Below are 14,115 nucleotides of genomic sequence, written 5' to 3'. Positions count from 1 at the left end.
GGGCATCCTTAAGCCTTTGGCGCCGTGGTGTGGCCGCGGCGGGCAAGCGAGCGCTTCAGTGCTTCGTTGGAGGACACGGCCGGTGCAGGGGCTACCGGGGCATCGTCCTGGCCGTGGAAACGCACGGAGAAAATCCGCAAGCATTCCTGGCATTTCCAGGCAAAATCGTCTTCCTCGTCCGGAAAGAGGTCGGTTCCGGCGCAATACGGGCAGAAGCTGGGATGGTTGCGGTTGGGATTGGGCTGGCGGCGAAAATTCACTGCAAGTCCTCCTCAGCTGCGCGCAAAACCCAGTGGCGGAACTGCTCACCTTCCTCACGCTGCTCCTTGTATTTGTTGACCAAGCGGATGACGTACTCGGGCACCTCATCGGCCACGACCTTGTGGCCACGCAGCTTGCGGCCCCAGTCCGGAGACAGGCCAAGGGCGCCGCCTAGATGGACCTGGAAACCCTCGACGCGGTTGCCCTCGGAATCAGTGACGATCTGCCCCTTCAGGCCAATGTCTGATACCTGCGAACGCGCACAGGCGTTGGGGCAGCCATTAAGCGCGATCGAAATCGGCACATCCAGATCGCCCAGGGTGTCTTCCAGGATGTCCACCAACTCGATGGCGCGGGCCTTGGTGGTCACGTGCGCGAGCTTGCAAAACTCCAGCCCGGTGCAGGAAATGACGCCACGGCGAAACTCGGATGGCTGGGAATACAGTCCGGTCTCGTCGAGCGCACGGGATAGGCTCGGGATGTCCTCTTCGTCGACGTCGAGGAAAAGCAGCTCTTTCATCGGGGTAGTGCGAATACGGCTAATCCCGAATTTCTCAGCCACGTCTGCGATAGCGATGAGCTGTTCGCCGGTGGCATGGCCCACGGTAGGCTTCACGCCCACGTAGAACTTGCCGTCCTTTTGGCGGTGCACGCCAAGATGATCGCGGGAGCCGGGCTCGACTTCCAACGGGACGCCATCCAGCAGCGGCTCATCTAGGTATTCCTCTTCCAACACCTGGCGGAACTTTTCAATGCCCCACTTAGCCACCAAGAACTTCAGGCGGGCTCGGTTTCGATTACGGCGGAAGCCGTAGTCACGGAAGATGCTGACCACACCGGCCCACACCTCAGGCACACGCTCCAGGGGAACCCAGGCGCCGAGGGACTGCGAGAGCATCGGGTTAGTGGAAAGGCCCCCGCCAACAAAGCAATCGAATCCGGGGCCGTACTCCGGATGATTCACACCTACGAAGGCGACGTCTTGAATCTCGTGCGTGACGTCCTGACGGGAGTTGCCAGAGATGGCGGTTTTGAATTTGCGCGGTAGGTTATGGAACTCCTCACGCGGCAGATAGTTATTTTTGATCTCTTCAATGGCCGGGGTGGCGTCAATAATTTCATCTTCTGCCACGCCCGCGACAGGCGAGCCCAGGATAACGCGGGGCACGTCGCCGCACCCCATAAGCGTGCTCAGCCCCACCGACTCAAGCTTGTCCCAGATGGTGGGCACATCCTCGATACGAATCCAATGCAGCTGGATATTTTGGCGGTCCGTGAAGTCCGCGGTAGAGCGGGCATAATCACGCGAGATCTCACCCACAGCGCGCAGCTTGGCGGGATCGGCGCGGCCACCATCGAAGCGCACGCGCATCATGAAGTACTCATCCTGCAGCTCAGCGTTAGAAAGCTTGGCGGTCATCTCACCGCCCAAGTTTTGGTTGCGCTGGGTATAAAGGCCCAACCACTTGAACCGAGGAGCTAGGTCATCAGAAGGGATCGAGGAAAATCCTTGCTTGGAATAGATATCGATGACGCGCTGCTTGGCAGAAAGCCCACCATCCTCCTGCTTAATTACCTCATCGTTATTGAGGGGCTTGGTACCGTCAATCTTCCATTGGCCTTCGGGCTTCTTGGCGCGGGGAGTGCGCTTGGTATTAGTCGCGGTGGTCATGGTGTAGATCTCAACCTGCCTTTCCTAAGTATTGAAAGACAACCTACCCGTCTAAATCAGACAGACAAAGCGGTCTTTTTTATTTTCAAGTAAAAAATCGCCATACCCTGCGCAAAGGTCAGAATAATTTTAGAAACTAATTCTTAGCCTTGCCGCAACCTAGACCAGACGGTTCAATTGCCAGAAAGATAAAGCTAGGAAAATGAACCCAGCGGTCTAGCCCCGCGAAAAAGAGAAAGGCCTTCGCACAACATGAATCAGCCCTTAAAAGTAGCCGTGATCGGTGCCGGCCCAGCCGGCATCTATGCCTCCGACATCTTGGTAAAAAAGACTGGTGGTGAGGTACAGATTGACCTCATTGAGCAGATGCCCGCCCCCTTTGGCCTCATCCGTTACGGCGTAGCACCGGACCATCCGCGCATTAAAGGCATCATTAAATCCCTCCACCGCGTACTCGATACGGAGCAGATTCGCCTGCTGACCAACGTGCACATCGGCCGGGATATCACCGTCGATGAGCTGCAGCAGCATTATGATGCCGTGGTCTTTGCCACCGGCGCCGTGGGCGACCGCCACCGCGATATCCCCGGCGCGGACCTCGACGGCGTGCATGGTGCCGGCGAGTTCGTGGGCTTCTACGATGGCAACCCGCGCTTCGAGCGCAATTGGGATCTTTCCGCCACAGAGGTCGCAGTCATCGGCGTGGGTAACGTGGGCCTTGATGTCTCCCGCATCCTGGCCAAGACTGGTGACGAGCTCAAGGTGACCGAAATCCCCGATAATGTCTACGATTCCCTGGCCCAGAACCAGGCCGAGACCGTGCGCGTCTTCGGCCGCCGCGGCCCGGCGCAGGCCAAGTTCACCCCGCAGGAGCTCAAAGAGCTGGACCATTCCGAGTCCATTAATGTCGTGGTCTCCCCGGAGGACATTGACTATGACGAGGCTTCGCTGGCCGCGCGCCAAGAAAGCAAGTCCACTGACTTGGTGTGCCAGGTGCTCGAGCAGTACGCCATTCGAGATCCGAAAAAGGCACCGCACACCCTGCAGATTCACCTCTTTGAACAGCCGGTGGAGATTTTGGGGAAAGACGGCAAAGTCTGCGGAATTAAGACCGAGCGCACCGCCCTTAATGGGGATGGCAGCGTGCACGGTACCGGGAAGTTCACCGAATGGCCGGTGCAGGCGGTCTATTTCGCCACCGGCTACCGCTCCGATGCGGTCGATGGCGTGCCCTTCAACCAGGACAAAAACGTCATCAATAACGATGGCGGCCATGTCATCGATGCGGCCGGCAAGGTAGTTCCGGGCCTGTACACCACCGGATGGATTAAGCGCGGGCCAGTGGGGCTCATTGGCAATACCAAGTCCGATGCCACGGAGACGATTGGCATGCTGCTTGCCGACGCCGCCTCCGGCACCCTCCCCTCCCCTTCCAGCGACGCAGACATCACCGAGGTCCTTAGCGAGCGGGGAATCGAATACTTGACGTGGCAAGACTGGCAACGTTTGGACGCGGCCGAGCGCGCACTGGGCGAACGCGAGGGCCGCGAACGCAAGAAGTTCGTGGAGTGGGAGGACATGGTCTCCCACTCGCGCGCCGAGGTTTAACGGCGGATGATGGCGAGGACTTCGTCGACGATGGCCTGAACTTCGTCGGCGGTCTTTGCCTCTACGTTGAGGCGTAGCAGCGGTTCCGTATTGGAGGCACGTACGTTAAACCATGCCTCGGTTCCCTTGAGCTCGACAGTCACACCATCCAGCTCATCGACGGACTCAATTTTATCCGCCAGCTCATCCAGCACTGCCTGGGTAGCGGCTTTCTGATCCTCCACGGTGGAATTGATCTCACCAGAGGCTTCATAGCGGGAGTATTCTGCCATGAGCTCGCTTAGCGGCTTATCGGACTGTCCGAGCGCTGCCAGCACGTGCATAGCGGCAAGCATGCCGGAATCAGCATTCCAGAACTCCTGGAAGTAATAGTGCGCGGAGTGCTCACCGCCGAAGGCGGCCTTGTGCTCAGCCATCTGCGCCTTAATGAAGGAGTGACCCACGCGGGTGCGCACAGGGGTGCCGCCCTTTTCCTTGATGAGCTCCGGCACGGTCTTAGAGGTAATCAAGTTGTGGATGATGGTAGCGCCGGGGAACTTATCCAAGTAGCGCCCAGCCACCAACGCACAAATGGCAGACGGGGAAACCGGCTGGCCTTTTTCATCCACGACGAAGCAGCGGTCCGCATCACCATCAAAAGCCAAGCCAATATCGGCTTTCTGCTCCACGGTGAACTTCTGCAGATCCACCAGGTTCTTCGGGTCCAGCGGATTAGCCTCGTGGTTCGGGAAGGTACCGTCAAGTTCGAAGTACAAATCACGAACCTCGAAAGGCAGGCCATCGAAGACAGCCGGCACGGTGTGTCCACCCATACCATTGGCGGCATCTACAGCCACGACGAGAGGCTTGGAATCCTCCAACGGCACCAGCTTGCGTAGGAAGTCCGCATAGCCAGCCAGAATCTCCTGCTCTGCAATCGCACCTTCAGTGCCGGTGTACTCCGGGGTGCCTTCAATAAGCATCTGCTTAATCTGCCCCAAACCAGTCTCCTGACCCACAGGCACTGCGCCGGCACGACAGAGCTTAATTCCGTTGTACTTGGCTGGGTTGTGGGAGGCGGTAAACATAGCGCCCGCGCACTCCAGGGAACCAGCGGCGTAGTAAAGCTCGTCGGTAGAGGTCAGCCCCAACAGGGTCACATTGAGGCCCTGCGAGGTCACACCCTCAGCGAAGGCGCGCGCCAAGGACGGTGATGAAGGACGCATATCGTGGCCGACGGCCACGGTATTTTCGCCTTCCTCACGCAAGATGGCGGCAAACGCAGCGCCCGTATCGCGCACGAAGTTTTCATCGATGTCTTCGCCCACCACGCCACGGACGTCATAGGCCTTAATTACTGCATCAAGCTGCTCACGAGTTCGCATACCCAGCTATAGTACTCTCGCCCGCAGGGAAACTATCGCACTGCGGGGTCCGTGTCAGTCCAGTTCCGATTCCGCCGACGTTGTTTCATCGGGTACAACCGAAAGGTGGGCACGGCGGGCCTTTTTGGCATAAGCCACGCGACGGGTACGAAAGACCGGGTGATTCGAATTAGCTGGGTCAGCGCCATCAAAGGTCGCGGAATAGTCGATAGGGTCTGCCCCCGAACCGGCGCTACCGTCATCGACCAAGCCGGTGGTCACGCGGCCGTCTTCCTTGACCGCTTCTGCCAGGGCCATCAGATCGTCTTCCTCATCCAGCTCGATGCGATCGACGCGCACCAGCTCCCAGCCCACCGGAGCCGAGATGCGATCGCGGTGCGTGGCGCACAGGTCCCAACTGTGCGGGTTCTCTTCTTCCGCCAGCGGGCCGACCACGGCCGTCTGGTCCGCGTACGCATAGGTCAATGTCGCCACGGCGGGGCGGCCGCAGCCTGGGCGGGAGCAATGGCGAGAAATAGTCACAGCGCATAAGTCTAAACCCTTAGTTGAGATTTAGATAGTCTTCGCCCCGGCGTGGCTCCGCTAAATCCAGACCACCTGCGCCTTAGAATCAGGGCATGACCGCCGCTCGCCCGCACATCCGCCCCGCCCGCGACCGACACGGCCACGGCATGCGCGGACCCCTCCTCCCCCAGCAGACTCCGCGCTACCGCAGCGCGCGCGAGCACTTCGACATGGCCGTCTTGGAGGCCTATGCCCCCATCCAAAACTCCTTCGTCCCGCAATTGCGTGGCCTCGACCTAGCCGTAGACACCATTCCGCGCATGCGGCTCTCACCCGATATGACCGTGCTCCCGGATGAGATTATCGCCGATGGGCCGGTCCCCCTCGGGCGCGTGGTTCCTGCCGGCGTAGACTCCGCCGGCCACCCCACGCGCGCCCGGTTGGTCATTTTCCGCATGCCCATCGAGCAGCGCGCTTCCACCCCGTCCGAGCGTTCCGAGCTTCTAGGTACGGTTATTACCGCGCTCGTGGCGAATTATCTCAACTTGGACCCGGAGGAAGTGGATCCACGCTATAGCTGGTAGCCACCTTCACGATATGACCCAGCAGAAAGGCCCCGGGCCGCACGTCATGTGCTTGCCCGGGGCCTTTCTGGACACCTTAATTATCCAATCTCGCGCTTGAGGCGGCGGCGCTCACGGTCCGATAGCCCGCCCCAAATACCGAAGCGCTCGTCGTGCTCCAACGCGTACTCCAAGCATTCATCACGCACCGCGCAGGCCTGGCAAATGCGCTTAGCCTCACGGGTAGAACCTCCCTTTTCAGGGAAGAATGCTTCAGGGTCCGTCTGCGCGCACAGCGCTTGGTCCTGCCACTCCTGCTCGACGGCACCGAAGAGTTCATCGAGTGACATCTCTGCAGCAGCACCGCCACGGAGAATGGCGTTGTTATTAGCCATTTTGTCCACGCCTTTTCCTTTCTCCGAGGTTGGGTAATTCTAATCAGTGCAACCGACCGTACACCACATTCCCTTTGGGTAACCCCGCTGGGCCGGTGTGGAAGTAACAGCGTCGGCCGCTGTTTCTTTCACTGATGTAATTTCACACCGGATCACTAAATATCGTCAACCCGAATTAGCGGCTTCTTCGCACTTTTCGGCAAAAACGCAGCACACGATCCCCACGCGTCACATCTGTAACAACTACTCCCCACCGGGGGTATAGGTAGGGGGTACTACATGTAGTGGCACCCCGTTTTTCTGTCAACAATTTTCAGAAAATTCCGGCGTGTCGCGCGCACACTCTCTCAAAGAAGGGATCTACGTACTCACCAACGCTGCACAGATTTCGCATTATGGTGGCAGCTTTAGAAGGACAGGCTGAGTAATTCCGCATGGAAAAGGCCGAACCGAGGACTCATTTTCCTCAGTTCGGCCTATCCCAGTCGGACTTATCGCATGGCCCAGCCCACGGCAGGAGCGTTAAGCATCGGAGCTAAAACGCACTCCAGCGTCCGGGATGGAAACGCCGGGGAAGACACGCATGCCGTCGAGAAGCTCGCAGCGTGCTCCAATGTGGGCGCCCTCGCCAATGACGCAGTTTTCAATGACCGCGTTGGCGCCAATATGTGCGCCGGAGGCAATAATGGAGTTATGAATGATGGCACCTGGCTCAATGCGCACGCCATCGAAGACGACGGTGCCCTCGAGGCGAGATCCGGCGCCTACCTCGGAACCACGGCCCACGGCAGTACCGGACAGCAGCAGCACGCCACCAGCGATGCCGGCCGAAGGATCCACCAAGGACTCGCCGGTCTTGCCTTCAATCAGCGGGGAAGGCGCAATGCCGCGCACCAAGTCCGACGATCCGCGAGTGAAGTCATCTGGGCGGCCCATGTCGCGCCAGTAGGAGTTGTCCACGTGACCGACAACGAGGCGACCCTCTGCCAGCAGTCCCGGGAAAGTCTCGCGCTCGACAGAGACGACACGATCGGCCGGAATAGACTCGATGACCGAACGCTTGAATACGTAGCAGCCGGCGTTGATCTGGTTGGTCGGCGGGTCCTCAGTCTTTTCCAAGAAGGCGGTTACCCGACCATTGGAATCGGTAGGCACGCAGCCGAAGGCACGAGGATCAGCCACGTTGAGCAGATGCATGGTGACATCGGCGTCCTTGTCATGGTGCGTGGTGAGGATTCCCTCCAGGTCCATGCCGGACAGCACATCGCCGTTGAAGACCATGACGGTGTCATTGCGCAGCTTGTCGTAGACATTGCGGATACCGCCGCCGGTACCGAGTGCGGTCTCTTCCACCACGTACTCGATCTCCAGGCCTAGGTCCGAACCGTCGCCGAAGTACTCCTCAAAGACCTCAGCCTTATATGAGGTAGACATGACCACGTGCTCGATGCCGGCGGCCTTGATGCGGGCGAGAAGATGCTGCAGGAACGGATAGTTGGCCGTCGGCAGCATCGGCTTCGGTGTACCGATGGTTAGTGGACGCAGGCGGGTACCGCGACCGCCAACGAGAATCACTGCATCCGTGCTGGCACCGTGGGTGGTGACTGCTTCAGTCATAGTCTTCCTTATGTATGCAGACAGTTTTATTCGGTGATTTTCTGAGGGACAGTGTAGAGCTTAAAAGCGCAATCTAGGTCAACGGCACGCGCACCGCGGCCTAAGAACCTGCCGATGCCGAGGCAATTAACCCACGCACCCGCAGCCCCAGCCACAGTGCACCACGCAATGGGGCCTGCCACCAGGCGGGGTGGCGGTCTGCTTGGAAGCGGTAGGCGGAGTCATGGTGAGCGCGTAGCATGGCGCCGGCGTGCGCTTGTGTGGAATGCCCCTTGGCGTGACTGATGACTGCTTCTGGGCAGAAAATGTTTTGGTAGCCGGCACGCGCGAAGCGATCGCCTAGATCTACGTCTTCGAGGTACATGAAGTAACGCTCATCAAATCCGCCGATGGCTTCAAAAGCCTCCCAACGCACAAGAAGGCAGGAACCAGATAACCAACCAGCCGGCCGCTGCGTAGTCATATCGGTTTCATTGCGATAAGCGCGCGACCACGGATTAGAGGGCCAGATCGAGGAAAAGAGGGCGTGCCCAATGCCGGTGGCGACGGTAGGCACGGCACGGGCAGAGGGGTAATTGGTGCCGTCCGGCTCTACTATGCGCGGGCCCACGGCCGCAGCGTCCGGCCATTTGCGGGCACACTCGATGAGCCGATCGATAGATCCCGGTCTAAAGGCAACGTCCGGGTTGGAAATCAGGAAAAATTCCTCATCTACTCCGCCGCGCTCGCGGGCGAAGCGGGCACCGGCGTTCATGCCAGCGCCATAGCCGATATTCCCGCCGGTATCGAGGAAATCTACCCCGGCGCGCTCGCGGGCGGCAGCCTCGGGAACACCGTCGGTAGAGCCATTATCCGCAAGCACCACCTTGGTGCCGCGGGCGTACGCACTCGGCAGGGAGTCTAAAAAACTACCGAGGTATTGTCCGGGACTATAAGTCACGGTGATCACGGCCAGTGGGAGTTGAGTTGGAGTAGTCACAATGGCCACGAGCTTAGTCACAAGCACTCCTCGCGCTGGGCAGGGACACTGCCCGAACACGCGAAATCGGACGCGGATCACTAATTTTTTAACGTTCTGCCCTAAACTGTCTCCAGATCCCCACCAATCTAGAAAGCCTCCACTTGTGACTTCTGAGAACACTCGCCGGGCGCGCACCATTCAGCCGGCGCCCTCTGCCGCTAGTGCGGTAAAGCAAAAAGGTTCCACGGCCATAAAGACGATCGTAGCCCTGCTATCCGCCCTGATCCTGGTGGTATCTGGCGTGGGTTATGCCACCGTCGGCCGGCTTGATAATGGTATGTCTTCTGCCAAGGACTTGTCCTTAGGCGGCAAGGGACTTTCCGGTGACTCGCTCGATGGCGCGGTGGATATCTTGCTGGTGGGCAAGGATTCGCGCACCGATGCTAAGGGCGATCCCCTCTCCGATAAGGAACTAGCAGACCTGCACGCCGGCGTGGCCGATGGTGAGGAAAATACCGACACCATGATGCTCATCCGCGTGCCGGAGGATGGATCCCGTGCTACCGCCGTGTCCATTCCGCGCGATACCTATGTTAAGGATCCGGAGTACGGCAATATGAAGATGAATGCTGTCTTCGCCTCTCACAAGAACGCCAAGGTGGACGAGCTCAAGCAGGAAAACGCAGAGGAAGAAGCAAAGGGCAAAAAGAAGCCGCACTCGGATAAGGACATCGAAAAGCAGGGCGTCGAGGCCGGCCGCGAAGGGTTATTGGCCATGGTGCGGTCCTTGACCGGTGTGTCCATCGACCACTACGCGGAGGTGGGCCTGCTGGGCTTTACCCTGCTTACCGACGCCGTCGATGGTGTCGAAGTCTGCCTCAATGATGACGTCAATGACGATATGTCTGGCGCTAAGTTCAGCAAGGGCAAGCAGACCCTCGATGGCGCCAAGGCCCTAGCCTTTGTGCGCCAGCGCTACAACCTGCCGCGCGGCGACCTCGACCGCATCGTGCGCCAGCAGGCTTTTATGGCTTCCCTGGTCAATAAGATCTTGGACAATGACACCCTGGCTAATCCCTCCAAGCTTTCCAAGATTGCCAAGGCGGTGGAACGCTCCGTAGTCATCGATGAGGGCTGGGACATTATGGGCTTTGTTACCCAGCTTGCCGGCCTGGCAGGCGGCAATGTCACCTTCACCACCATCCCTGTTACCTCCATCGACGGCCAGGGCGATTATGGCGAATCTATCGTCACTATCGACGCCGCCGAGGTTCACCGTTTCATGGACGATTTGGCTAAGTCCCACGATGAAGCCACCGATGAGGCCAAGGCCGAGGATAAGGACAAGCAGAAAAAGGCGGACAAGGACAAGGACGTCGATCCTAATATCAATATCCACGTCCTCAACGCCGGCAATATTGACGGCCTAGCTTCCGGCATCGGCTCTTGGCTTGAGGGCAAGGGCTATACGGTAGAGCGCTCCGCTAACGCGCAACCGGGCATCTACAGTGAGTCGCAAGTGGTAGCCGCTGATCCGACGAGCAAGGAGGCGAAAGCCCTAGCCAAGAAACTGGGTGGCCTGCCGGTGGCAGAGAACCCGCAGCTCGATAATGACACCCTCATCGTCGTGGCTACCGATGACTACCAGGGCCCCTCCGATAAGGAGGCCAGCGCCCAAGAGCCGGAGGAAGACAAGTCCAGCCAGCCGGTAGGCACCCCGGGCGATGACTTCGGTACCGCCAAGGTTTCCCCAGAAATCGACGCCGGTGGCGATGGCCCGCGCTGCGTGAACTAGCACTTCTCCCCTACGATGGGCGAGTATGGAACTACTCGCCCATCTTTTGCATGCCGATGCCGCCTCTCCGCGCCTTACCGTATATAACGAGACCACCGGCGCACGCATGGATTTTTCCGGGCAAACGCTCGACAATTGGGTAGCGAAGATCGCCAATATGCTGGAAGAAGAGCTCGACCTAGAGGCAGATTCCACCATTGCCATCGATCTGCCCTCCTCGTGGCAAGCGGCCGTTGTGGCCTTGGGTGCGCTCGCCTCCGGCCCTTCCTATAGCTTTGGCGAGCCTGCCGCGCTTGCCGACGTCGTCTTTACCTCCCCCTCCCGCTACCCCGCCGCCCATGATCGTCAACCCCAAGCCGATATCGTGCTCATCAGCGAGGACCCCTTTGGCCGCGGCGTCGTAGAATCCGGCGGCGATCTACCCACTGGCGCTATTGATTTCGGCCCTACCGTGCGCTTCTACGGCGATCAGTACTTTGGTGAAACCCAGCCACTGCCGCAACTCGTCAATACTCCTGCGAGCGCCGAGCGCCTGCTATCTACCGGCTGGTCTGATAATGAGTCTTTTTCCCGCGCCGTGCTCGAGCCCCTCGCCGCGGGAGGTTCCGCCGTCATCGTTGCCGGCGTGTGCCCAGCAGAGCGGTTGGAGGAAATCGCCTCCAATGAGAAAGTGACAGCTCGCCTTTCCTAGGTTTAGTCGGCAGGATTGAGCCCAGATACACTTAGCACTCGTTATGTTTCTGGGAATCTCCGCGGACGCATGGTCCTATATCTTCATCGGCCTCCTCATCTTTGCCGGCACCATCACTCAGGGCGCCATCGGTTTTGGTTTAGGGACCATTGCCACGCCCATCATCGCGCTCATTCGACCTGAGCTGCTACCCACGCTCATTCTGCTGCTCGCGTTGTGCATTTCTAGCTATACGCTATCGCGCTCCTACCGCGAGACTTCTTGGCGCGTGGTGGGAATCTCTTCTCTTGCCCGCATCCCCGGTTCCTTAATAGGCGCTTGGGCAATCGCGAGTCTGTCCCCTGATGGATTATCCATCTTCATCGGTTGCGCCGTACTCTTTGCCATGACCCTATCCAGTTTGGGATGGAGCCCGCGGCCGACCACCCTCAATACGCTCATCGCCGGCGTAGCCTCCGGCATCCTGGGCACCTCCACTTCCATAGGCGGCCCGCCCATGGCGTTGATTATGAAGCGTTTTGATCCGAACCGTACCCGCGGCACTTTGGCGGGCACCTTCGTCCTCGGAACCTTAATTTCTCTTATAATTTTGACCCTCAATGGACAGATCAGCAGCACCCAAGTAACCGCTGCGGCGGCCTATTTCCCCCTTATTGTCATTGGACTTATCGCAGCGAACTACCTCAACCGATTTATAGATAGGAAACTGCTCAACCGCATCGTCATCATTGTGGCCATCTCTGCAGCCCTCATGCTGATCGTCGAATCCACCCTCTTCTAGCCCTGCACCCCACCCTCTTCGGAACATCCTGGACAGTTCCGGTTGCGAAAAGCACCAACCTCTGCCATGTAAACGCCTATAACTTATGACATGTAACATTCACGCGCAGGCATTTTATAACCACCTTTCACCCGCTTAAATGCAGCGTACGACGCATATAGTGGCACGCCCGTAATTTCCCTACAAGACTCGTACGTCACTTTTGGGAGAGGCAGAATACCCCCACACGGGGGTATTCCAATTCGCTCCAAATAGGAATTGTATAGACATCTATCCATCAATAATTTTTGACACACTATCGACCACTTAGCAGGAACAAGACCCAATAAACAGCTTGGTCTATATGAAGTATATCGCTCCTTCTGGAGGCAAAATATATAGACATCTAAGAGATGACGTAACTTTAAGCGTGTTTTAGCGTTTTCTTAGCGCAACGTCGAGAGTTGCTGGATTTCATTCATAAGTTCATTCATTTTCTACCTGCATTAGGAGAAGTTCTAGATGTCGATTCGTCGTCGCATGACCGGCTTGACCGCCGGCCTCATCGTCGCCGGCACCGCATTCGCGGCACCGCTGGCTGGCGCCACCACCCAGACCGAGTCCTACCCGGAAACCCCGGCGCTGAACCCGGATCTGCCCATCATCCACACCACCCACGGTTCCGACCACATGAAGGCGAACGTTCTGAACCCTCGCCCGGTATGTAACCCGTGGGAGGACCACCGCACCGTGGTCTACAAGGTTTCCGATCGCTTCCTGCCGGCCGGCACCATCTCCACCACCAACCAGACCAAGAAGGACATCCCGCTGCAGCAGGATCTGTCCAAGTCCCAGTCCATCTCCGTTTCCGTCAACGGTGACCGCACCGAGACCACGTCCATGAACCTGGGCGGCAAGGGCTCCGGCAAGAATGCTGAAGGCTCCGCAGGCATCTCCCACGAGATCGCAACCAAGATTGGTGCTAGCGCCTCCTACTCCCTGTCTTGGGAGGCTGGCCAGTCCATCGGACCTTACGACGTTCCGCCAAACCACACCGGTGAAGCTACCTACGGCTTCCGCGTGCTGAACATGACCGGTACCCAGCAGTACTGCAAGCCAAACGGCACCTGGTCCACCCCGACCGCTTGGAATGCAATGCAGCCGGTTAAGAACGAAGTTCGCGTCAAGCTGTACGACAAGCTGTCTGATTCCTACGCTCCTAACAAGGATGCCCAGAACACCACCGACGTCAACGACCCGAAGGTTGTGCAAGAGGACAAGAACCTCGAGGCTGACGCAGAGGTAATCAAGGACACCGAGGGCACCGCCAAGGAAGATGCCGAGAAGGTTTCTGAGGCAGAGGGCAAGAACGAAGAGGCTGCTGACAAGAAGAAGCAGGAAGAGGTTGATGCCAAGGAGGACAAGAAGGACTCCAAGCACAAGCTCGACCTCGAGCCTTACATGACCGTTTCCGGCGCTAAGCACGCTGGCTTCGCAGGCACCGTTGCAGTTCGCGCCAAGAACGTTGGCTCCGAGCGCTACTACGGCGAGTTCCCAGCTACCCAGTTCCGCGTTGATGTGAAGACCGCCAAGGGCCCGAAGGGCGTTGACCGCCTCATCACTCCGCGTTCCTCCAAAGGCGCTCACATCCGTGACCTGGGCTTCAACGAGAAGACCTCCACCCGCTCCTTCGAGGTAACCCTGGCTAACCCGATTAACGCTGGCGAGGAGGCTCGCATTGCGAACCTGGACTTCGGCGATGGCAAGACCAAGGAAGGCCGCCTCATCAATAACATCGAGGTAACCCAGACCTCCCGCATCAAGGGTGATGACTCCAAGTACAACGACCAGAACGTTGATTCCCGCGAGCACACCTTGAATGACTTTGGCAAGAAGGCTGAGGGCCTGTTCTAAGAACACCTCA

Annotated in this window: 13 protein-coding genes; 6 read left to right on the top strand and 7 right to left on the bottom strand. The window is 58.5% G+C overall.

Annotated elements, in window-relative coordinates:
* Positions 1 to 8: 8 nt before the first annotated feature.
* A complete protein-coding gene (locus tag QP904_RS09430) occupies positions 9 to 260 on the bottom strand; it encodes a hypothetical protein (RefSeq protein WP_023020766.1) in 252 nt (83 codons plus the stop codon).
* Positions 257 to 1,933 carry a nitrite/sulfite reductase gene (locus tag QP904_RS09425; protein WP_284835965.1) on the bottom strand — a complete coding sequence of 559 codons (1,677 nt, stop codon included), beginning with the start codon at positions 1,931 to 1,933 and terminating at the stop codon, positions 257 to 259. Before QP904_RS09425 ends, QP904_RS09430 begins: the two co-directional genes overlap by 4 nt.
* 252 nt (positions 1,934 to 2,185) lie before the next feature.
* Here QP904_RS09425 and QP904_RS09420 point away from each other — a divergent pair, with 252 nt between their 5' ends.
* A complete protein-coding gene (locus QP904_RS09420) occupies positions 2,186 to 3,541 on the top strand; it encodes an FAD-dependent oxidoreductase (RefSeq protein WP_284835964.1) in 1,356 nt (451 codons plus the stop codon).
* Here the strand turns inward: QP904_RS09420 and QP904_RS09415 are convergent.
* Both QP904_RS09415 and QP904_RS09410 read right to left on the bottom strand, forming a co-directional pair.
* Positions 3,538 to 4,905, bottom strand: a complete 1,368-nt coding sequence (locus tag QP904_RS09415; RefSeq protein WP_239208505.1) for a phosphomannomutase/phosphoglucomutase — start codon at positions 4,903 to 4,905, stop codon at positions 3,538 to 3,540. The two genes, QP904_RS09420 and QP904_RS09415, sit on opposite strands and share 4 nt — an antisense overlap.
* Positions 4,906 to 4,959: 54 nt before the next feature.
* Positions 4,960 to 5,427, bottom strand: coding sequence for a DUF3499 domain-containing protein (locus QP904_RS09410; RefSeq protein ID WP_284835963.1), 468 nt, complete (start codon positions 5,425 to 5,427; stop codon positions 4,960 to 4,962).
* 95 nt (positions 5,428 to 5,522) lie between these two features.
* Between QP904_RS09410 and QP904_RS09405 the strand changes: the two genes are divergently transcribed.
* Entirely contained in the window at positions 5,523 to 5,993 is a 471-nt protein-coding gene (locus tag QP904_RS09405; protein WP_248099705.1) for a metallopeptidase family protein, read from the top strand.
* 80 nt (positions 5,994 to 6,073) lie between these two features.
* On the opposite strand, the gene QP904_RS09400 is transcribed toward QP904_RS09405, so the two are convergent.
* The 3 genes from QP904_RS09400 to QP904_RS09390 form a co-directional block, all read right to left on the bottom strand.
* The gene (locus tag QP904_RS09400) at positions 6,074 to 6,322 is read right to left on the bottom strand and encodes a WhiB family transcriptional regulator (RefSeq protein WP_005528147.1); all 249 of its coding nucleotides are present in this window, start codon (positions 6,320 to 6,322) and stop codon (positions 6,074 to 6,076) included.
* Between the two features lie 567 nt (positions 6,323 to 6,889).
* Entirely contained in the window at positions 6,890 to 7,984 is a 1,095-nt protein-coding gene (gene manB / locus QP904_RS09395; protein ID WP_023020760.1) for a mannose-1-phosphate guanylyltransferase, read from the bottom strand.
* Positions 7,985 to 8,084: 100 nt separating this feature from the next.
* Positions 8,085 to 8,984: a glycosyltransferase family 2 protein gene (locus QP904_RS09390; RefSeq protein ID WP_023020759.1), complete on the bottom strand. Its 900-nt coding sequence runs from the start codon at positions 8,982 to 8,984 to the stop codon at positions 8,085 to 8,087.
* Between the two features lie 124 nt (positions 8,985 to 9,108).
* Here QP904_RS09390 and QP904_RS09385 point away from each other — a divergent pair, with 124 nt between their 5' ends.
* The 4 genes from QP904_RS09385 (at position 9,109) to QP904_RS09370 (ending at position 14,105) form a co-directional block, all read left to right on the top strand.
* Complete coding sequence (locus QP904_RS09385; protein ID WP_284835962.1) at positions 9,109 to 10,740, top strand: LCP family protein; 1,632 nt, start codon at positions 9,109 to 9,111, stop codon at positions 10,738 to 10,740.
* Between the two features lie 25 nt (positions 10,741 to 10,765).
* A complete protein-coding gene (locus QP904_RS09380) occupies positions 10,766 to 11,431 on the top strand; it encodes a TIGR03089 family protein (protein WP_284835961.1) in 666 nt (221 codons plus the stop codon).
* Between the two features lie 43 nt (positions 11,432 to 11,474).
* The gene (locus tag QP904_RS09375; protein ID WP_284835960.1) at positions 11,475 to 12,212 is read left to right on the top strand and encodes a sulfite exporter TauE/SafE family protein; all 738 of its coding nucleotides are present in this window, start codon (positions 11,475 to 11,477) and stop codon (positions 12,210 to 12,212) included.
* Between the two features lie 501 nt (positions 12,213 to 12,713).
* A complete protein-coding gene (locus QP904_RS09370; RefSeq protein ID WP_200288091.1) occupies positions 12,714 to 14,105 on the top strand; it encodes a hypothetical protein in 1,392 nt (463 codons plus the stop codon).
* The last annotated feature ends 10 nt before the right edge of the window (positions 14,106 to 14,115 follow it).

This window comes from Corynebacterium nasorum, from assembly GCF_030229765.1.
Lineage (GTDB): Bacteria > Actinomycetota > Actinomycetes > Mycobacteriales > Mycobacteriaceae > Corynebacterium > Corynebacterium kefirresidentii.
Note: the sequence above shows the minus strand (reverse complement) of the source record. Positions and strands in the feature narration are given on the sequence as shown.

What these genes read in the sequence shown, in the direction of transcription:
- QP904_RS09380 (WP_284835961.1), top strand. Translation starts at nt 10,766, where the DNA reads ATGGAACTACTCGCCCATCTTTTGCATGCCGATGCCGCCTCTCCGCGC.
- QP904_RS09400 (WP_005528147.1), bottom strand. Translation starts at nt 6,322, where the DNA reads ATGTCACTCGATGAACTCTTCGGTGCCGTCGAGCAGGAGTGGCAGGAC.
- manB (WP_023020760.1), bottom strand. Translation starts at nt 7,984, where the DNA reads ATGACTGAAGCAGTCACCACCCACGGTGCCAGCACGGATGCAGTGATT.
- QP904_RS09405 (WP_248099705.1), top strand. Translation starts at nt 5,523, where the DNA reads ATGACCGCCGCTCGCCCGCACATCCGCCCCGCCCGCGACCGACACGGC.
- QP904_RS09375 (WP_284835960.1), top strand. Translation starts at nt 11,475, where the DNA reads ATGTTTCTGGGAATCTCCGCGGACGCATGGTCCTATATCTTCATCGGC.
- QP904_RS09370 (WP_200288091.1), top strand. Translation starts at nt 12,714, where the DNA reads ATGTCGATTCGTCGTCGCATGACCGGCTTGACCGCCGGCCTCATCGTC.
- QP904_RS09425 (WP_284835965.1), bottom strand. Translation starts at nt 1,933, where the DNA reads ATGACCACCGCGACTAATACCAAGCGCACTCCCCGCGCCAAGAAGCCC.
- QP904_RS09415 (WP_239208505.1), bottom strand. Translation starts at nt 4,905, where the DNA reads ATGCGAACTCGTGAGCAGCTTGATGCAGTAATTAAGGCCTATGACGTC.
- QP904_RS09420 (WP_284835964.1), top strand. Translation starts at nt 2,186, where the DNA reads ATGAATCAGCCCTTAAAAGTAGCCGTGATCGGTGCCGGCCCAGCCGGC.